Origin of the sequence: Nocardia sp. BMG51109 (assembly GCF_000526215.1) — a bacterium.
Lineage (GTDB): Bacteria > Actinomycetota > Actinomycetes > Mycobacteriales > Mycobacteriaceae > Nocardia.
Window position 1 is genome coordinate 1863901 of record NZ_JAFQ01000004.1, and the last position, 19899, is coordinate 1883799.

13 protein-coding genes and 1 pseudogene are annotated in these 19899 nt (G+C 70.5%); 8 read left to right on the forward strand and 6 right to left on the reverse strand.

The annotated features are described in order from the left end of the window. Positions 1 to 48: 48 nt before the first annotated feature. The gene (locus tag D892_RS49565; protein WP_024801068.1) at positions 49 to 3558 is read right to left on the reverse strand and encodes a DNA polymerase III subunit gamma and tau; all 3510 of its coding nucleotides are present in this window, start codon (positions 3556 to 3558) and stop codon (positions 49 to 51) included. A 509-nt stretch (positions 3559 to 4067) separates the two neighbouring features. Here D892_RS49565 and D892_RS0109800 point away from each other — a divergent pair. The 4 genes from D892_RS0109800 (at position 4068) to D892_RS0109815 (ending at position 9457) form a co-directional block, all read left to right on the forward strand. After that, positions 4068 to 4904, forward strand: coding sequence for a hypothetical protein (locus tag D892_RS0109800; RefSeq protein WP_232236045.1), 837 nt, complete (start codon positions 4068 to 4070; stop codon positions 4902 to 4904). A 217-nt stretch (positions 4905 to 5121) separates the two neighbouring features. Further along, positions 5122 to 6417, forward strand: coding sequence for an ammonium transporter (locus D892_RS0109805; protein WP_024801070.1), 1296 nt, complete (start codon positions 5122 to 5124; stop codon positions 6415 to 6417). A 113-nt stretch (positions 6418 to 6530) separates the two neighbouring features. After that, positions 6531 to 8780 carry an MMPL family transporter gene (locus D892_RS0109810; protein WP_024801071.1) on the forward strand — a complete coding sequence of 750 codons (2250 nt, stop codon included), beginning with the start codon at positions 6531 to 6533 and terminating at the stop codon, positions 8778 to 8780. Continuing rightward, entirely contained in the window at positions 8780 to 9457 is a 678-nt protein-coding gene (locus D892_RS0109815) for a TetR/AcrR family transcriptional regulator (protein ID WP_024801072.1), read from the forward strand. The genes D892_RS0109810 and D892_RS0109815 overlap by 1 nt, the downstream gene beginning before the upstream one ends. A 32-nt stretch (positions 9458 to 9489) precedes the next feature. Here the strand turns inward: D892_RS0109815 and D892_RS0109820 are convergent, their stop codons facing one another. Both D892_RS0109820 and D892_RS0109825 read right to left on the reverse strand, forming a co-directional pair. Beyond that, entirely contained in the window at positions 9490 to 10695 is a 1206-nt protein-coding gene (locus D892_RS0109820) for a neutral zinc metallopeptidase (RefSeq protein WP_063629950.1), read from the reverse strand. 7 nt (positions 10696 to 10702) lie between these two features. Further along, the gene (locus tag D892_RS0109825) at positions 10703 to 11635 is read right to left on the reverse strand and encodes a neutral zinc metallopeptidase (protein ID WP_024801074.1); all 933 of its coding nucleotides are present in this window, start codon (positions 11633 to 11635) and stop codon (positions 10703 to 10705) included. A gap of 329 nt (positions 11636 to 11964) precedes the next feature. On the opposite strand from D892_RS0109825, the gene D892_RS0109830 reads away from it, so the two are divergent. Then, a complete protein-coding gene (locus tag D892_RS0109830; RefSeq protein WP_024801075.1) occupies positions 11965 to 13578 on the forward strand; it encodes a DUF2207 domain-containing protein in 1614 nt (537 codons plus the stop codon). On the opposite strand, the gene bla is transcribed toward D892_RS0109830, so the two are convergent. The 3 genes from bla to D892_RS0109845 all read right to left on the reverse strand — a co-directional run bounded on the left by bla (position 13575) and on the right by D892_RS0109845 (position 16547). Further along, positions 13575 to 14534 (reverse strand): class A beta-lactamase, encoded by a 960-nt coding sequence (gene bla / locus D892_RS0109835; protein ID WP_024801076.1) that lies wholly within the window; start codon positions 14532 to 14534, stop codon positions 13575 to 13577. The two genes, D892_RS0109830 and bla, sit on opposite strands and share 4 nt — an antisense overlap. 9 nt (positions 14535 to 14543) lie before the next feature. Then, positions 14544 to 15107, reverse strand: coding sequence for a TetR/AcrR family transcriptional regulator (locus D892_RS0109840; RefSeq protein ID WP_198036868.1), 564 nt, complete (start codon positions 15105 to 15107; stop codon positions 14544 to 14546). A 174-nt stretch (positions 15108 to 15281) separates the two neighbouring features. Continuing rightward, positions 15282 to 16547, reverse strand: a complete 1266-nt coding sequence (locus D892_RS0109845; RefSeq protein WP_024801078.1) for an ROK family protein — start codon at positions 16545 to 16547, stop codon at positions 15282 to 15284. An 809-nt stretch (positions 16548 to 17356) separates the two neighbouring features. Here D892_RS0109845 and D892_RS40805 point away from each other — a divergent pair. The 3 genes and pseudogenes from D892_RS40805 to D892_RS0109865 all read left to right on the forward strand — a co-directional run. After that, a pseudogene (locus D892_RS40805) lies at positions 17357 to 18091 on the forward strand (GntR family transcriptional regulator); the annotation flags it as partial. Beyond that, positions 18092 to 18319, forward strand: a complete 228-nt coding sequence (locus tag D892_RS0109860) for a ferredoxin family protein (RefSeq protein WP_024801080.1) — start codon at positions 18092 to 18094, stop codon at positions 18317 to 18319. A 55-nt stretch (positions 18320 to 18374) separates the two neighbouring features. Then, entirely contained in the window at positions 18375 to 19802 is a 1428-nt protein-coding gene (locus D892_RS0109865) for an ABC transporter substrate-binding protein (protein WP_024801081.1), read from the forward strand. Positions 19803 to 19899 lie beyond the last annotated feature (97 nt).

The window sequence follows — 19899 nt, forward strand, 5'->3', positions numbered from 1 at the left end:
AGCCGGATGCGAACTCCGGTTAACTTAAGGTCGTCGGGCGGGTGTCTGTCAACCCTCCAGCCGTGTGGCGCCCAACTCAGCCGTCAGCAACTCCAAGGCCACCTCATCGGGGTCGCGGCGGTCGCCCGGCGGGGCCGGGCGGGCCGACTCCGCGAGCATCTCCTGCTCCTCCTCCGCCGTCGACGCAGGTGGGACACTGTCATAACCTACCGGCGAGTAGTCGGCAGGGCCGGGATCCTCGGGCAGATCCGGGCCGTCCGGCAGCGGTATGGAGTCGTCCGGCGGGGAATCGGAGTCGTCGGCGGGCGCGGAGCGAGTGCCGGAATCGGCGGCCGCCGGGCCCGACTCACGGCCGCGCGCCGCGGGCGCATCGGCCGGAGTTTCCGGATTCGCCGCCTTCGTCCGACTCGGACGGGTGTAGCGCGGGGGCTCGGACTGCACCGGGGTAGCGCCGCGCGCGGGACCTCCAGCACCGGGTGCGGGACCGGCGGAGCCGCGATTCGCCTGCGCGGGGTTCGGCGCCCGGCCCTCGCCCGAGCCGACCTCCCAGCGCACGCCGAACTCGCGGCCCAGCACCGCATGCACCGCCGCCTGCACGGCCTCGACATACTTCGGATTCGACAGTCGCTGCGCCAAGGGCGCGTGCTGATGCGCGAACACGATGGTGTCGCCGTCCACCCGCGCCACCGACGCCCCCGACAGCAGCGCATGCACGGCGGCCCCGAACTCCCGCACCTTGGCCCGGATCTCCCCCCACTGCGCCTCGATCTCGTGCACGAGATCGCCCGCGGGCGCGGGCGACGGCGCGTCCGCCGCCTCGACCGGCCCACCGGAAGAGGAGCCGGCCCCCGGTTCGGAACCCGCCTCGCCCGGATCGGCCGCCGCCGCCGTGCCGCTTGCGTCCTGGCCCGGAACCGATTGCGCCATATCGGCGTTCGCGGCACCGCTGACACCCGCTACGGTGTCACTCGAATCATCCTGGAGCACCGGAGATTCGGTACTCGGCCGAACCGCGTCGGCTGCGGCGACACCGGGGGCCCCGGAGGCGGAATCCGAGGACGTGCCGGCGGGCCGCGACACCGAATCCGCTCCGAAATCACCCGCGCCGGCCACCGAATCGGCAGGCCCCCCTGGGGAACCCGGCTGGATACCGTGATCGAGACCGACGGAATCGTCCGGTGACGGATCGGCGGGTACACCGCCGCGACCCTCATCCACCGACGAATCCTGCTGCGCGGAGACCATATCGGGGGCGACGCCCGAGGGCCGCCCGCCCGATTGCGGCGCTGCCGCGGAATTGCCCGAACCGGTCGTCGAATCGTCCTGCGCCCCTGCGGAGCCGGGTCGCACATCCTGGTTGCCGGAGGCCGCGCGGCCGCTCCCGCCTGCGGTAGCACCGTCCTGCCCGGGCAACTCGGCCGCGGGCACAGATGCCTCGGCACCGGACTGCGCGTCCCGGTCCTCCGACCGCGCCCCGGACCGATCGGCTCGTCCGGCCGACTGCGACCCCGCCCTGGGAGCAGACGGCTCAGCGCCGGATTGTCCGTCTCGGCCCTCCGACCGCGCCCCGGCCCGGGGAGCAGACGGGTCGGAGCCGGGTTGTCCGTCTCGGCCCTCCGGCTGCACCCCGGCCGAGGTGTCTTCCGGCGAGGCGGCGGGGGTATCGGAGCCGGCGGGCGATTCGACCGTGTCGGCAGCCGTGGCGGTGCCGAGGCCGTCCGCACGACGAACCTGTTGCGCCGCATCCTGTTCCGCATGCGACGCCGAGCCGGACGTGGGCGACGGTACCTCGAGCGCGGGATCGGCAGCCGTTACGCCCCCGTCCGCTTCGGCCGGAGAATCGCCCGGTACCCGGCCCTGTTGCGGTCCCCCGTCCTCCGGCCCGGCGGGGGTCTGCGCGCGCTGTGCCGGGTGAGGTCGCTGTTCGGTGGCCTGTGCGGCACCCGATTGCCGGACATCGGATGATCGTGTGCCGCTATCCGTCTTCGCGGGCGACGACTCCCCCGGGTGGCCCGGTTGCACCGATCCGGTGACGCTCCCGGAGCCTCCGGGCGATTCCCCTGTGCGGCCGGCTCCCGCCGAACCGCCGGTGCCCTCCGAACCCGCGGCCGTAGACCGTTCCGGACGTGTGGCCCCCGCCGAATCGCCGGCATCACGCGGCCCGGCACCCTCCGGACCACCGCGCTGCGCCGAACCGGTGCCCGACTGTGCCGGGTCACCGGACTTTTCGGCACGTATCGCCGCCAGCGCCTCGGCGCCGCGGCGGCGGCTGCCGCCGGAGGACGCCGTGGTTTCGGCCGTCGACCCCGGCGCGCCGGTTCCGGCGGACGGAGCCCCGCCACCTGCGGCGCGAGATCCTCCTCCGGATCCCGGGCCGCCGCCGGAGGCGGGCGGGAGGGCACCGCCGGCCACTCCGCGCTCCAGGCGCTCCAGGCGTTGCAGGGTGGCGGATTCGGTATCGGAGACCGAGGGCAGCAGCATGCGGGCGCAGACGACCTCGAGCAGCAGGCGCGGGGCGGTGGCACCGCGCATTTCGCCCAGGCCCTCGTGCAGCAACTCGGCATAGCGGGTCAGGGTGCCGGGGCCGATGCGGGCGGCCTGGTCGCGCATGCGGTCGAGCACGTCGCCGGGGCCGGTGACCAGGTTGCGGTCGGCCGCGTCGGGCACCGCGCGGAGCAGGATCAGGTCACGCATCCGCTCCAGCAGATCGGTGGCGAAGCGGCGCGGATCGTGCCCCGCCTCGACCACCCTGTCGACGGTGCCGAACAGCGCGGCGCCGTCGTCGCCCGCCAGCGCCTCGACGGCCTCATCGATCAGGGCGATATCGGTGACGCCGAGCAGCGCGAGCGCGCGCTGGTAGGTGATGCCCTCGGGGCCGGCGCCGGCCAGCAACTGGTCCAGCACGCTCAGGCTGTCTCGCGGGGAACCCCCGCCGGCCCGGATGACCAGCGGGTAGACCGCCTCCTCGACCGCCACGCCCTCCTGCTCGCAGATCGTGCCGAGCAGGCCGCGCATCGTCGCCGGGGGCAGCAGGCGGAACGGATAGTGATGGGTGCGCGAGCGAATCGTCGGCAGCACCTTGTCGGGCTCGGTGGTGGCGAAGACGAAGATCAGATGGGCGGGCGGCTCCTCGACGATCTTGAGCAGCGCGTTGAAGCCGGCCGTGGTGACCATGTGCGCCTCGTCGACGATGAACACCCGATAGCGGGACTCGGCCGGCGCGTAGAAGGCCCGGTCGCGCAGCTCGCGGGTGTCGTCGACGCCGCCGTGGCTCGCCGCGTCGAGCTCGACGACATCGAGATTGCCCGGGCCGCCCGGTGCCAGCGCCACGCAGGACGAACACACCCCGCACGGCCGCGACGTCGGGCCCTCGACGCAGTTCAGCGAGCGCGCCAGGATGCGCGCCGAGGAGGTCTTGCCGCAACCGCGCGGGCCGGAGAACAGGTAGGCATGACTGATCCGCCCGGTGTCGAGCGCGGTGCTCAGCGGATCGGTGACGTGCTCCTGCCCCACCACCTCTGCGAACGTTGCCGGTCGGTACTTCCGGTACAGAGCCACGGCCCGAGGGTACCGGCAAGGTGCGACAGCGCCGACCGCGTCGTCACGGCTCGCCGACCCGGGCTGCGCGATCCGCCGGCCCGGGCTGCGCGATCCATCGGCCCGGACGATGCGGAGCGGATCCGCGACCATTCCCGCAACCCGCTACAACTGCAACAACAGACCGATGAGTATGGCAGTGCCCCCAACAAATCAGATATACAACAGAATTCGTCCGACTACCGTTCTCCGGCGGTGCTCCGCAGAAAGTTCCGAACCGCCGCCCCGTTTGTCCGCAAAGTTGCGGACATAACGATCCCGTAACCCGGTTGGATTTTCTTGCAATGGACTGGCTAACGTGAGTTCCGGCAACTTCGGTAGCCAAACCTTCATCAGGTTGGTGGCCCCGGTCGGTCCCTCATCCCGACCGGGGCACAACCAAATCCGAACCACCCGAATCCCAGCCACCGACCCCAGCGGGAGTTCTCCCCACGGCGTCACCGGGCCCTCCCGCTCCGTCCCCGGAGGAAATGCCGACCGTGCCGTCGTGTGACGACATTGCCACCGCCTGGCTTTCACAGACCGAATTCGCCGGTGACCGAACGGCGGTCGGCCTACTGAGCCGCGCGATCAGCCCGCGGGATTTCGCATTGGATCGCGATTCGCTGCCCGCGGCGGCCGCCGCCGATCCGCAGACCTCCGGCGCCATTCTGGAGTTGCTGGAGCGCGGCCAGGTTCCGACGATGGCGGCGATCCGGACGCTGATAACCCAGAACCGGGTGCGTGCCGAGGCCGAACGCATCGAACGCCTGGGAAGGCGCGCACAACGCAGTATCGATGAATTCGGCCGGGTACTGGCAACCACCACCCACGATTACTGGGCGGAACACGGAACCGGGCCGACCCGCCGCGACATTCTGTGCACCGATCCCGTTCTCACCCTGATCCGCGAGCGCGTCGGCGATATCGCCCCCAACGCGATCAAACATCTGTGGCTGATCGAACGCGCGCAGCGGGCCGGCTGGATCGCATTCAATGCCGAACCCCGGTCGCTGTGCGCCGCAAGGCGTTTCCATTCCGACGAATACGGCAAACGGGTCTCGCGCCGCCCGGTGAACGCGATCGGCACCGCGGTAGCCGGATTCCTCGAGACCCACGAGCGCGAGCACGGCCACCCGCCCGACTGGCCGGAGCTGGCCCGCGGCGCACACGACGACCGCGGCCGCCGGGTGTTCCACGACACCGGCGACGCCCGCGCCCAGCAGCAGTGGCTGGTCACCGCCGAATGGCTGGCCCTGCGCGACGACCGGCCGGTACCCGGACCGCGCGGGCTGCGCGCATTGACCCGCAAGCCCCGTCGACAGTAGGGCGGCCCGCCCGTCGCATCGGCGTTGCCGTCCCCGGGCGCATAACGCGCGCCGTTATTCCGGTCGATGTGCCTTCCCCGTCGTTCCGGCGTGACGACGGGGCCGACCCCACGCGCTGGGACGGCGGGTGTCACACCGGAGCACTGCTCGGCCGACCCCCGCGGTGAGCGTTCGGTAACTTCCTTGCAACGCAGAATGCGCCGGAAGGAGTTACCCCGTGCCCCCGACGATCGATCCCGCGGCCACGGCCTGGCTGTTGGCGGGCACCGCACTGGTGCTGCTCATGACGCCCGGACTGGCCATCTTCTACGGCGGCATGGTGCGCTCCACCGGCGTGCTGAACATGCTGATGATGAGTTTCATCGCCATCCCGCTGGTCACGGTGACATGGCTGCTGCTCGGGTACGCGTTCGCCTTCGGCGACGATGCCGGCGGCGGGCTGATCGGCAACCTCACCCATGCCGGGATGGTCGGGATCGGCCCGTCCTCGGTGCGCAACTCGGTACCGGAACTGCTGTACGCCACATTCCAGCTCACCTTCGCGATCCTGACCGCGGCACTGGTCAGCGGCGCGATCGCGGACCGGGCGAAGTTCTCGGCCTGGATGGTGTTCGTACCGCTGTGGACGCTGGCGGTCTACGCGCCGATCGCACATTGGGTGTGGGGCCCGGACGGCTGGCTGTCCTCCTTCGGCGCGCTGGACTTCGCCGGCGGCCTGGTCGTCGAGATCGGTTCGGGCGCCTCGGCATTGGCGCTGGCGCTGGTCCTGGGCCCGCGCGTCGGATTCAAGCTCGATGCGATGCGACCGCACAATCTGCCGTTCGTGCTGCTGGGCGCGGGCATCCTGTGGTTCGGCTGGTTCGGCTTCAACGCGGGATCGGCGCTGGCGGCCGACGGAACCGCCGCCGCGGTCTTCCTGAACACGCTCGTCGCCGGCTGCCTGGGCATGCTGGGCTGGCTTGCGGTGGAACAGCTTCGGGACGGGCGCCCGACCACCTTCGGCGCGGCCTCGGGCGTGGTGGCCGGCCTGGTGGCGATCACACCGGCGTGCGGTTCGGTGAACACCCTCGGCGCGGTGATCGTGGGACTGGCCGCGGGCGTGGTGTGTTCCTACGCGGTGGGGTGGAAGTTCAAGGCGGGCTACGACGATTCGCTCGACGTGGTGGGCGTGCACTTCACCGGCGGCGTGGTCGGCACGCTGCTGATCGGCCTGCTCGCCACCCGGGTGATGACCGGCGACGCGCGCGGCCTGTTCTATGGCGGCGGACTCGCCCAGCTGGGCAAGCAGGCGGTCGGGGTGCTGGTGGTCGCGGTGTGGGCGTTCGCGGTGTCGTTCGTGCTGGGCAAGCTGATCGATCGCACGATGGGCTTCCGGGTCAGCAGGGAGGACGAGGTCGCCGGCATCGACTTCGCCCTGCACGCCGAGACCGCCTACGCCGAGGGGGTGCACGGGCACGCGCCGCGCGGACTGTCCGGCCACCAGCACGGAAAGGGCGATCGGGACCGAAAGTAACCGGCATGTGATCGGGATCACTCGATTGCCCGGGCAGCGCCCCTTGCGACCCGTAAAGGTAACAGCGTTACGCTAACGCTGTTACCTTACGGCCGCATCGAGGAGCACACTTCATGCTGACCACCATCGCCCGGACCGCCACCCGGTATCCGAAAGGGATCCTGCTCGCGGCGCTGGCCCTCGCGCTGCTGTGCGCCGGATTCGGCGCCTCGGTCACCAGCGGCCTGAAATCCGGCGGCTTCACCTCGGACGCCTCCGAATCCTCCGAGGTAACCCGCCTGTTGGCGGACAACTTCGGCGGCGCCGAGCCCAACCTGGTGCTACTGGTGCACTCCGACCAGGGCGTCGAGGCCCCCGACGCGCGAGCGGCCGCCACCGACATCACCGAGCAGTTGCAGGGCCGCCCCGATACCGTCGGCGTCCGCTCCTATTGGTCCAGCCCACCTCAGGTCGCGTCCGCCCTGCGCAGCACCGACGGCAAGAGCGCGCTCGTGCTCGCCTATCTCACCGGCGGCGACGACAAGGCACAGCGGTCCGCCGCGGATATCGCGGCCGGGCTGGGCGATATGCCGCCGGGCGTCACGGTGCAGGCGGGCGGCCAGTCGATCCTCTATCACGAGGTGAACAGCCAGGTCACCAAGGATCTTGCGATCGCCGAGGCGGTCGCGGTGCCGCTGACGGCGATCGTGCTGATGCTGGTGTTCGGCAGCGTGATCGCGGCGTCGCTGCCGCTGCTGATCGGGGTGTTCGCGATCGTCGGCACGATAGCGATCCTGCGAGCGTTCACGATGTTCGCCGACGTGTCGATCTACGCGCTGAACATGACGACCGCGCTGGGCCTGGCGCTGGCCATCGACTACAGCCTGTTCATCGTCAGCCGATTCCGGGAGGAACTGGCGCGCGGCCTGACCCACCGCGACGCCGCGATCCGCGCCGTCCAGACCGCCGGGCGCACGGTGCTGTTCTCCGCGCTCACGGTGGTGCTGGCGCTGGCCGCGCTGGCGGTGTTCGATCTGTACTTCCTGCGGTCGTTCGCCTACGCCGGCGTGGCCGTGGTGGCCGCCGCGGCCGCCGCGTCGATCGTGATCCTGCCGGCCGCGCTGGTGCTGCTGGGCGACCGGGTGAACGCCTGGGACCTGCGAGTTCCATTGCGGCGCATGCTGCGCCGGCCGCGGCCCGAGCCGGTCCCGCCCGAGCGGTCGGCGTGGTATCGCATGGTGACCTGGGTGATGCGGCGGGCCGCTCCGGTCGCGGTGGTGATCGTCGCGGTGCTGCTGGCGATCGGAGCGCCGTTCCTGGGCGTGAAATTCGGCTTCCCGGACGAGCGGGTGCTGCCGCCCGGCGCCGAGAGCCGGGCCGTCGGCGACGTCCTGCGCAGCGAGTTCCCGGCCGTGAACACGGGAACGGCGACCACTGTCGTGCTGAACGGGTACCGCGGGGATCCGGCCGCGGTGGGTGGCTATGCGGCCGAGCTGTCGAAGGTGGACGGGGTATCGGCCGTGCTGTCCGGGCCGGGCGTCTATGTGTCCGGCTCGCGGGTCGCGCCCACACCACCCGGAATGGCCAACGATACCGGCCAATACCTCACCGTCACAACGACATTCAATCCGTACTCGGCCGCGGGCGAGCAGCAGCTGCGACAACTGCGCGACGTGCCCGCCCCCGGACCGGCGCTGTTCGGCGGCGGCGCGGCGATCAACACCGACACCCTGCACGCGCTGGGGGCGCGGCTGCCGCTCGCCGCCGCACTGATCGCGCTGTCCACCTTCATCGTGCTGTTCCTGTTCACCGGCAGCGTGGTGCTCCCGCTGAAGGCGCTGGTGCTCAACTCGCTCTCGCTGAGCGCCATGTTCGGGATGATGGTCTGGATCTTCCAGGACGGCCGGTTCGCTGACCTGCTGGGCTTCACTCCGACCGGCTACCTGGTGGCGACGATGCCGATCCTGATGTTCTGCTTGGCATTCGGGATGTCGATGGACTACGAGGTGTTCCTGCTGTCGCGGATCCGGGAGGCGTGGCTGTCATCCGAGCGCACCGCGGCGGACAATCTGCGGTCGGTGGCGATCGGTGTCGCCCGCACCGGCAAGATCGTCACGGCTGCGGCGGTTCTGATGGCTATCGTGTTGGGGGCCATGATTACTTCGAAAGTGTCCTTCATGCAGATGTTCGGTCTCGGGCTGACCCTGACCGTGCTCGCCGATGCCACCATCATTCGCGGGCTGCTGGTACCGGCGCTGATGAAGCTGCTGGGGACGGTCAACTGGTGGGCGCCCGCACCGCTCGCCCGGTTGCACGATCGGTTCGGCCTGTCGGACGAGGAGCCGAGCGCGGTCGCCGAACCGGAGCCGGTGGGCCGGCCGTGATGTGCCCACGCCAGCGATCGGCCCGCGGCAGCGGCGCCCAGTTGCGCGAGGAGATTCTGGTCGCGACCCGGGAGTTGCTGGCACGCACCGGAAATGCCGATGCGGTATCGATCCGCGAGGTCGGCAAGCTCGTCGGGGTGAGCGCGCCGTCGATCTACCGGCACTTCGCCGACAAGAACGCGCTCATCGAAACGGCCGTGGCGCAGGTGTTCGAGAATCTCGACACCGCGGTGGTCGCGGCCACCGATCCCGGCGTCTCGCCGGTCACCCGGATGCGCGACCAGGGCATGGCCTATGTGCGATTCGCCCTGGAGCATCCGGCCCAGTACCGGGTCGCCATGGCGGCCACCTCCGATCAAGGTCCGCGCGCGGTCGACCTGGTGATAGGCAGCGGTGCGTTCCAGCGCTTCTCGCACACCGTCCGGGAGGCGATGGATGCCGGCACCATCACGCCCGGTGATCCGCTGCCCGTCGTGCTGGAACTGTGGGCGGCCGCGCACGGCGTCGCCTCGCTGCTGATCGCCAAGCCCTACCTGCCGTTCGGCGATGCCGAGGAGTTCGCCAGCCGCGTGCTCGGGGCCACGTGCGTCGGCCACCTGGTGCTCGACATCCTGGGCGGGGTGCCCGAGCCCGACGAGGCGGCACAGCGGCTGGCACCGCTGCGCGACACCGAATGACCACGGCCGCACCGTAATTCAGGAAAAGTCGTTCAGGAGACGTCGGCGGCCGCGGCCAGCCAGGTGTTGCACTTCTGGGTGCGGTTGTTGGTGTAGCCGTACTCGTGCCAGGCACCGAAGTTCTGCTTGCTGCCGTGGTCTCGGGTATCGCCCGGACGGTCGCCGCGGGTGTAGGAGTCGCGGATGACGCGCCCCGCCTGGTCGTCGGTCACCGTACCGACGAAATTGGAAGAGCCGAGGAACATTCCGCCGAAGCATTCGGCCTGCAGTTCATGACGGCGCGAAAGCTCCAGCCCCCGTGCCGAACTCGGCCCCGCCTCACGCCGGTCCTTGTTCTCCTTGGCCGTGACGCCGCTGACCGCCTCGACGTGATGGCCGTATTCGTGGGCGAAGACGCCCAGATAGATCACCGAATCGTCGCCGTACTCCTCGATCTGGATGGTGTCCAGCGGCATGTAGATGGTGTGGTTGGCCGAGCAGTAGAACGCCGCGAAGCTGCCCCCGGAACTGGTGCACGGCGAGGTCGCGTTCACCGCCTTGGCCGGGACGGAGACGGTGGGGCTGAAGAAGGGCAGGCCGGCCGCCTGCAGCACCGGCTTCCACATGTTGTCCAGGCAGGTCTTGGCGGCCTCGAAGAACGCCGTTGCCGCCGCGACGCTGGAACCCCACTGCGGGTAGCCGCACTGGATGTTGACCAGACCGGAATCGGGGTCGCGGAACAGCGGATTGTCACCGGTGGCGACGACCGGTTGCGGCCCTGCGGGTTTCGTGGTCGTCGCGGCGGTGCTGCGCCGGGTCGTCGTGGACCGGGTGGTCGTGGTGGACGATGCCGAGCTCGACGACGCCGTGGTGTAGCTCGACGTCGTGGTTTCGCTCGGTGCGGTGTAGGTGTAGCTCGGCGAATCGTAGGAGTGCTTGGACGATTCGCTCTCGCTCGCGCCGACGGTGGCGAAGACGACCAGCGCGCCGACCACGGCGAAGACCAGCAGCACACCGAATACCGCGCCGACCGCGCCGCCGCCCGAACTCGGTGGCGGATAGGGCCGCCCGTAGTAGCCGGGCGGCGGCAGCGGCGGGCCGTACGGGGAACCCGGCGGCGGACCGTACGGAGGGCGCTGACCGTATCCCGGAGGCGGACCGTAGCCAGGAGGCGGACCGTATCCGGGCGGCGGGCCGTAGGGCGGTCGGCCCGGCGGCGGAAAGCCGTGCGGCGGCGGGTATCCGGGAGGCTGGTTCATATCCGGGTCAATTCACCTGGCTCGCGGGGGCTCGGAACGTATTGCACTGTGCGGTCTTGTTCTTGTCGAAACCCGTGCTCCACCAGTCGCCCATGTTCTGGGCGGAGCCGTGATCGCGCATATCGCCGGGGGCGTCGCCGCGACCGTAGGAGTCTTCGCGGGTGTTGCCGGTCTGCGAGGAGGTCAGCGAGCCGCCGCCGGCCGTGGCCGCGACGAACATGCCGTCGAAACAGTTGGCCTGCAACTCGACCCGGCGGGACAGCTCCAGGCCGCGGGCGCTGCGGGTACCGGCCTCGCGGCGCTGCTTGTTGGCCTCCAGCAGGATTCCGGACTGGGCCTGCACGTGATGCCCGTACTCGTGGGCGAACACCGACAGGTAGATCTCCCAGTGATCCCGGAACATCTCGGTCTGCAGCTGGCTGACCGGCATGTAGATGGTCTGGTCGGCCCCGCAGTAGAACGCCGCGAAACTGCTGCTGGTGCCCGTGCACGGGGTGGTGATCCCGGCCGTGGTGGCGGTGACGTTGATCTTCGGTGCGGTGAACGACAGGTTCGCCGCCGACAGCACCGGGCGCCAGGCCTGTTCGAGACAGCCCGCCGCGCTCTCGAAGAACTTGCGCGCCGCGTCGACCTGCGTGCTCCACGGCGCGTAGTTACAGCGGGCCGGGTTGAGCGGCGAACCCGGGTCGGCCACCAGCGGATTGGCGTCGGTCGATGCGACGCCCGCTGTGCCCGAATCCTTTCCGGGGCCCGTCGTCGGCGCGTAGGTGTAGCTCGGCTGATCGCCGGAATGCGCCGCATCCACGCCGGTGCGAATCGCGGTGCGCACCAACCCGCTGGTCACGATCAGGATCAGGACGATCAGGATGGCGCCCGGGCCACCGCGGCGCTTCCGTTTCGGCGGCCGCCCGGGCGGGCCGTACGGTGCCGGTGGCGGCATCGGCGGGCGGTAGCCCGGAACCGGCGGTGGGGCACCGTAACCCGGTGGCGGACCGTAACCGGGTACGGGGTAGCCGGGCGGTGGGCCGTAGCCGGGCGGCGGACCGTACCCCGGCGGCGGAGCGTAACCGGGCGGCGGGGCATAACCGGGCGGAGGGCCAGGTGGCGGGCCGTACGGCGGAGGCTGCTGCCCCGGCGGGGGCGGGCGACGCCCGGGAGGAATCGGACCATATCCGTAGGGTGGTTGGCTCACTCCCCCGTGCCCCCTGGTTCTTTCTGGTATACGACTGCCGCTGACGCAGAATAGCAAGCTGTCTAAGCTATGGCGTCATGCTGATCATTCGGGGGGGCGCCCTGGGCGCTCTGTTTCTAGTTCTGGCGGGTCTGTTCGCCACCTCGACACAGGCCCAGCAACCGGCGGACGGCGTGACGATCAACGCCGACATCACACTGAACGAACAGGGTCTGCTGGGGGTCGACCAGACTGTACAGGTACCACCGGGCGGCGAGTTCCACATGGCCGTCCCGCTGCGAGTCGCGCTGGCGGACAAGGGCGAACGACGATTCACCGTCACCGATATCGCGGCCACCGGGCCGGGCACGGCGAAGGTGGACGGCGACCGGTTCGGCATCGACGCGCAGCCCGGCGAATCGTCGTACAAGTACACCGTGCACAACACGGTGAACGATGCGCCGGGCACCCAGATCTTCCGCTGGAGCGGCGTTCTCAACACCGATGTCGCCGCGATCGACGCCTCGGTGATCGGTCCCAGCTATCAAATGGGCATCGTCGACTGCAAGATCGGCCCGGCCGATGCCCCGCAGCCGTGCGCCGATGTGCGGGTGGAGCCGGACGGCGTGCTGTCGCTGCACAAGGAGGGCCTGCACAAGGGCGACCTCATCGACCTCACGCTGCAGTTGCCGCCGGGCACCGTGCCCGCCAACGCCGACATCAGCGGCGACGAGCCGAGCGCGTTCGCGATCACGACGCCCGTGCTGGCCGCGTTCGGGGTGTTGCTGGTGGCGCTGATCGCGGCCGGCGGCTACCTGGTCTGGGCGCGGCGACAGGACGCGGCGGCGCTCGCGGTGACCGAGACGCTGGATCCGGTGCAGCACAGCGGTAAGCAGGCACAGTTCGTCTCGCCCGGCGGCGTGCTGCCCGGCGAGGCAGGCCTGCTGCTGGACGGTTCGGCGGATCCGGGCGATCTGGCCGCCACGGTGGTGGATCTCGCTGTGCGCCGGTACATCTGGATCACCCCCGTCAGCGATTCGGACTGGCGGATCGATCGCATCAATCCGGCCGACGATCAACTGCGCGCCTACGAGCAGGCGGTCTACCGCGCGCTGCTGCCCGACGGCACCGATTCGGCGCTGGTCTCGGAGCTGCGCGGCGGCGGCCGGGTGAACGGCGCGCCGGTGTCCGCCGCGCTGCGCGACGACGCCCTCACCCGCGGCACCCTGGTCGATCGGTCCCGCCGCGGCCCGGCGTTCTGGCTGGGCGCGGTGCTGGTGGTGGCCGGTGTCGGCACGACGATCGGGCTCGCGGTGACGAGCGGGCATGCGCTGGTCGGCGTCGCGATCGCGATCGGCGGGGTGGCGGCGCTGCTGCTGCCGCGCTACCTGCCGGAGCGCACCGCCGCGGGCCGCGAGCTGGCCGGGCAGGTGCGGGCGCTGCAACGCGGACTGGATTCGCTTGCGCCCGACCGGGTTCCGCCTGGCGATCAGGAGCTGGTGTTCTCCCGGGCGCTGCCGTTCAGTGTGATCGGCGGGCGCGCCGACAACTGGATCCGCACCTTCCGGGAGCTGAACCCCGGGGCCGATCGGCAGCCCGGCCTGTACTGGTTCGGCGGCTTCGACCGCGACCGCAATCTGCACCGGTTCGCCGGGCACTTCCCGTATTTCATCACCGCGGTGGAGGGTCTGTTCGGCGCCGCCCGCCGTTAGCGCGGGGTGCGGTAGAGCGCACCGATCACATACCTCGCCGCGTCGGCGATCATCGCGGGCCGCGGTTCGTCGGCGGGGCCGGGCCGGTCGGTCAGGACCGTCAGCACCAGCGGGGCGCCGCCCGGCGGCCGGACGACCGCGGCGTCGCAGGCTCGTCCATAGCCGCCCAGCCCGGCCTGACCGGCCACGGTCCAGCCGGCGGGCACACCGGCCCGGATGGTGTCGGCGCCGGTGGTGCCGTGCTCGAGCCAATCCTTCAGCAGCACTTCCTGTTGCGGAGCCAGCGCGGCGCGCAGCACGATCTGCTGATAGTCGGCCGCGAGGGCACGCGGCGTGGTGGCGCCGCGCGGGTCGCCGGGTGCGACGCCGCCCAGTTCCGGCTCGTACAGGTCGATCCGGCTCACCGTGTCACCCAGGCTGCGCAGGTAGGCGGTCAGCTGCTCCGGGCCGCCGATATCGCGCATCAGCAGGCCGGCCGCCGTGCCGTCGCCGAATCTCACTGCGGCATCGCACAACTCGCGGATGGTCAGGCCGGTCTCGATATGCTCCCGGGTCACCGGGGAGAACGAATTCACGTCCTCCGGAACGTATCTGACCACCGTGTCGAGATAGGACAGCGGCCGCTGACGCAGCACGGCCGCGGCCGCGAGGGTCTGGTAGGTCGAGGCGAACGCGAAAGGATCGTCCGCGTGATAGGCGATGGCTACCGAGGTGCCGGTCGCCATGGCGTAGACGCCCAGGCGCGCATCGTATTTCCGCTCCAGCGCTGCGAAGTGATCCTCGGCCGCCACCGGATCGACCCGGGCACTGGACACCGGATCCGACCCCGCCGGGACGATCGCCGGGGCATCGGGCTTCGCGCATGCCGCCAGCGGTAGAGCCAGCGCACTTCGCAGGAGGAGGCGACGCCCGAAGCCGGTGTGTCCGGACGCCGAGAGTTGTCGTCGATCGGCCACCTCCGCACACTACCGGGCGCGCAGGCCGTCCAGCAGGATGTCCATCGTCCGCCGCACCGCCGCCGCGTACGGCTCGTCGGGGCGGGTGTAGATCTGCAGGGACATCAGGCGACTCACGTCCTGGGCGTCCACATCGGTGCGCAGGTCGCCGTCGACCTGCGCCTGCGCCGTCAACCGGGCCACCTGCTCGGCGACGCTCGCGCGAATATCGGTGAGGCCCGGATCCGCCCGGGTGTCGGCCTGCAGCGCCGGTTCGATCGCGGAGGCCGTGGCGCCCAGGCGCGATTCGGCGCATTCCCGCAGGAACCGGCACAGCGCGAGCCAGGCGCGGTCCTCCTCGTCCCGGGCCGTGGCGGCCAGCTCGGCCAGCGCGCCGATGTAGGACCGCGCCGCCGCGCTGATCAGCGCGCCCCGGTCCGGGAACCGCCGGTAGAGGGTGCCGACGCCGACCCCGGCCCGATCGGCGATCTCCTTCATCGGCACGTCGACGCCCTGTTCCCGGAACACGACCTCGGCCGCCGCCAGGATCTGGTCCCGGTTGCTCCGCGCATCGGCCCGCAAGTCGTCGGCCACCGCCGTCACCTCACCCTGTGGAAATGGACGAAAATCTTCCACTTAGTCTAGCGGGGTCGAAGGGACAGGCCCGCGCGGCGGCATCGGATGAGCGCTGCGCGACGAGCACGAGCGGCGGTTGCGTTGTGCGACAACGCCGCTCGTGCCCGGTCGGATGGCGGGGCCGGAGCCCGGTCAGCGGGTGGTGCGGATGCTTCGGCGCATGGCCGACAGTGGGTCCGCGTAGAACACGCTGAGCGCGGTCACCGCGGCGGCGTGCTCCTGGACCCGGCCGCCGAACCGGCTGAGCCGCAGATCGGCCGGCGGCAGCGTGCTGCCCTGCGCAAAAGCCCGCAGTACGTGGTCGATTCCGGGGCGATAACCCGTGAACGCCTGGCCGCCCAGAACGATCCGGTCCGGATTGAACATGTCCCGCACCAGAGCCGCTGCGTGACCGAGGATTTCGGCCCGCTCCACCAGCAGCTCACGCGCCGGCGCCGAACCGGATTCGGCCGCCCGGTACAGGTCGCCGATCATCGGGCGGCGCGGCGCCTCCCGCCTGGGCACGATGCCGGCCCGCACGGCGCGGGCCAGCAGCCCCGCCTCGCCGACGGTGGCCTCCAGGCAGCCGCGCCGGCCGCACTGGCATTCCACCTCGGAGCCGGTGGGCAGGTGCGCGATCGACCCCGGGCCGTTGGTCGGGGTGTGCACGCGGTCGTGCAGGGTGACCGCGATCCCCGCGGTCTCCCGGGCGTAGACGTACAGGCTGGAACCGGGCCGTGCGCCGTCGCTGCCGCCGTGGGCGAGCAGTAACTCCGCCGCGGCCATGGCCTCCACGTGCGCGGACACCGACACCGGGAGGTCGAGCACCGAACCGAAGACCGCCGACACCGGCGCGGCCCGCCAGTCCAGCCGCGGATGGTCCACCACGCCGGCGGCGGGATCGACCCGGCCGGCCAACGCGACGCCGGTCCACAGCGGACGGCGGCGCGGCAACCGGTCCAGGAATGCCTTGGCGCTGCGGGCGATGATGGTGAGTGCGGCCTCCTGCCCGACCTGCGGGGTGGCGATCTCCAGGCCGCCGAGGATGCGGCCGGACAGGTCGGCGGCGATGATCCTGGTCACCGTGGCGCCGATGTGCACGCCGAGGGTGGCGTACGTATCGGTGTCGACCTCGAAGGGCACCCGCGGGCGCCCGACGGCTCCGGATGCGGTGAGGTCGGCGCGCTCGCGCAGTAATCCGGCCGAAAGTAGCGCGGAGACTTGGCGATTCACCGTCGCGATGCTCAGGCCCGTGGTCTGGGCGGCGGTGTCGCGGAAGATCGGGCCGCGAGTGGCGGCACGTAACACCGCCGAGGCCGGATTGTCGGCGATGCGGAGTTCGGGTGGTACCGCCGGCCGCGGCGGTACCACTCGGGTGGCGGTCTGGGCGGACGTTCGCTCGAGGGTGGGGCTCGTCATGTGCGGATCCTTGTTGTGGTCCCGGGTCGCGGGACAGATCGAACTATTGCAGCAACAAGGCAGCGAGAAGGGCCCGGAGGAAACCGGAAAACGGCTTGGGAGCGGTTCTCAGCTGCGCGGCCGAGAGCAACACAGCTCCCGCTGCCGCGGCAGCCGCACACCGAGCGCGACGGTCATGTACGTGACCCGCGCGGCGATCGGTCGGCTGTTGGACATGCCATCGAAGCTAACATCCCATGTCTGCATGACGCCAGACCAGGCGGTATGCATCTGTTTCGCTCACCGTGATTTCAACTCGCCCCGCACGCTACGGGGGTGGCGGAATGACCGAAATCACCGTGATTCGAGCAGGACCGGCCGCTCGGTGAGCGGCGCATAACCGAAGCCGCCCGCGGCGGCCGGGCACGCTTCGCGCCGGTGCACCCCGAACCGCCGTTATTCTCGGAAATCGCAGGTCAACGGCGGGAGGAGAAATGGTGACGCCGCAACCCGCGCCGCAGCGCGCCGTACTCCGCAGTGTCGACGGCCGCCGTGCTACCGGCGATCCCCAGGGGGCCGACAGCCCCCGTGATACCGGCACCGGCAACTTCTCCGGCGCCCACGTCATCCGCGGTACCGACGACATCCCGGGCATCGACGACATCCGCGATGCCGGCAATGCCCCTGACGCCGACGAAGTCCCTGACACAGACGCTGCCCCTGACACAGACGGAGTCCCCGACGCCGACGACGCCCACCGCGGCCGCGGAGCGGAGAGCCACCGTGCGGGCGACGACGCGTCCGATGCGGGCGGCCGGTCCGCCGACCGCGGAGTCCGCCGCGCGGATCGAGCCCGCCGCGTCGCCGATGTGCTGCGCCAGCAGATCCATGCCGGGGTCTTCGACCGCGCCCTGCCCGGCGAATCCGCGCTGACCGCCGAATTCGCGGTGTCGCGCAACACCGTTCGCGACGCGCTGGCGCTCCTCAAGGACGAGGGCCTGATCGAGCGCGCGCCGAAGGTGGGAACCCATGTGGCGCAGCGCAAATACGAACACGGCCTGGACTCGCTGCGCGGCCTGAAGGAGACGCTGCGCGAGCACGGCGAGGTCCGCAACGAGGTCCGGGCGGCGCGGCGGATCACGCCGCCACCGGCCGTCGCCCGCCGGCTGCGCCTGGCGCCCGGCGAACCGGCGGTCTATCTGGAACGGCTGCGCTATCTCGGGGATCTGCCGCTGAGCCTGGATCTCACCTACCTCGTGCCCGATATCGGCGATCGGGTGATCGAGCGCGACCTGGAGACCAACGACATCTTCGCGCTCATCGAGCAGCTCGGCGGCCCACTGGACTCCGCCGACCTGGTGCTCGAGGCCATCAACGCCGACGCGCATTCGGCGGCCGCGCTGCAGATGCCCGAGGGTGGCGCACTGCTGCTGTTGGAACGACTGGCGAAGTTGGTGGACGGCCGCCCGGTGGATCTCGAGTACATCCGGCTGCGCGGTGACCGAATCACGATGCGCGGCAGCCTGTCTCGCCCGATCGACAGCCCCGATTGGAGATTGATCTGAATGGCCATGGTCAACCAGCGCACCGATGTCCCGGTGACGATCGACGAATCGCTGTGCATCCAGGGATGCACGCTGTGCGTGGAGATCTGCCCGCTGGATTCGCTGGCGATCAACCCGGACAACGGCAAGGCCTACATGCACGTCGACGAGTGCTGGTACTGCGGTCCGTGCGCGGCCCGCTGTCCCACCGGCGCCGTCACCGTGAACATGCCGTATCTCCTGCGCTGAATCACGCGCTCCCCACCTTCATCGGCCTGGATGGCCGCTTCTGCGAGGAACATCCATGAAATACCGTCGTGCCCGCCTGACCGCGATGGCCGCGATCGTGGCGCTCACCGCCGCGGGCTGCTCGCTGGAGCAGGCCGCCTCCGGTGACACCGTCAAGGTCGTCATCGGCTACCAATCCAAGACCATCAACACCGTCACCGCCGGAACCCTGTTGCGGGCGAAGGGATTTCTGGAGCAGCGCCTGTCGAAGCTCACCGCGGACGGCGGGAAGAAGTACCGGGTGGAGTGGCAGGACTACGACACCGGCGCACCGATCACGGCGCAGATGGTGGCGGAGAAGATCGATATCGGGTCCATGGGCGACTATCCGCTGCTGATCAACGGCTCACGCACGCAGGCCAACGAGCGCTCCCGCACCGAGTTCGTCTCGGTGACCGGCTATCACCCGAAAGGGTCGCCGAATATGATCGTCGTGGACAAGGGTTCGCCGGTGCGGTCGCTGAGCGAGCTGGCAGGCAAGAAGGTGTCCTCCAGCGTGGGCTCGGCCAGCGACGGCCTGCTGCGGCAGGCATTGAGCCGCAACGGAATAGATCCGAAGTCCGGTGTCGAAGTGCTGAACCAGCAGCCACAGATCGGCGCCTCGGCGCTGGAATCCGGTCAGGTGCAGGCGCTGTCGCAGTTCGTGGCGTGGCCTGGGCTGCTGGTCTTCCAGGACAAGGCGAAACTTCTGTTCGACGGTGCCGAGCTGAACGTGCCCACGTTCCACGGAGTGGTCGCCCGGCACGGCTACACCGAGCAGCATCCGGAGGTTCTCGACGCCTTCCTGCGGGCACAGCTGGACGCCACCGACTTTCTGCATCAGCGTCCCCTCGAGGCCGCGAAGCTGGTGGCCGAAGGGTCGGGCCTACCGCAGGAGGTCGTGTACCTCTACAACGGCCCCGGCGGCATCTCGTTCGACACCCCGTTGAAGCCGGATCTGATCCGGGCGTTCAAAGGCGATGTGCCGTACCTGAAGTCGATCGGTGACTTCGCCGACCTGGACATCGACAAGTTCGTCGACGACGCGCCGCTGCGCAGGGCATTCGCCGAACGCGGTGCCGACTACAACGCCGCCGTGGGCAATCCGGCCAACCCCGCGCCGATCACCGGCACCGATCCGCTGACCAACGGCCCGGTGACCGACCCGGCGCGGGCGAGCGAGGTCTGGACCGACGGCCAGGACACCGCTCAGCCGGCCGCCGACCCGACCAGCCTGCTGCGCGCCGTGAAATTGGCTCGGGCACAGGGGAAGAAGGTCCGTGCCGCCTATGTGCCCGACGCCGAACTCGGCACCCGCTGGTTCGCCGACAAGGCGCTCTGGGTGCGCGACGGCGACACCTACCTACCGTTCACCACACCGGCTGCGGCGCAACGCTATCTCGCCGCGCACCCGACCGGCGCCCAGGTGTCGTTCGAGCAAGCCGTCGGCGAGGTCCGGTCGTGAGAAAGAGACGCATGAGCACCGGCGGAGTTCGAGCCCGGATCGTGCGCGCACTGACCGACGAACCGGCAGCCGCGGCGACGGCACGCGCAGTAGGCCC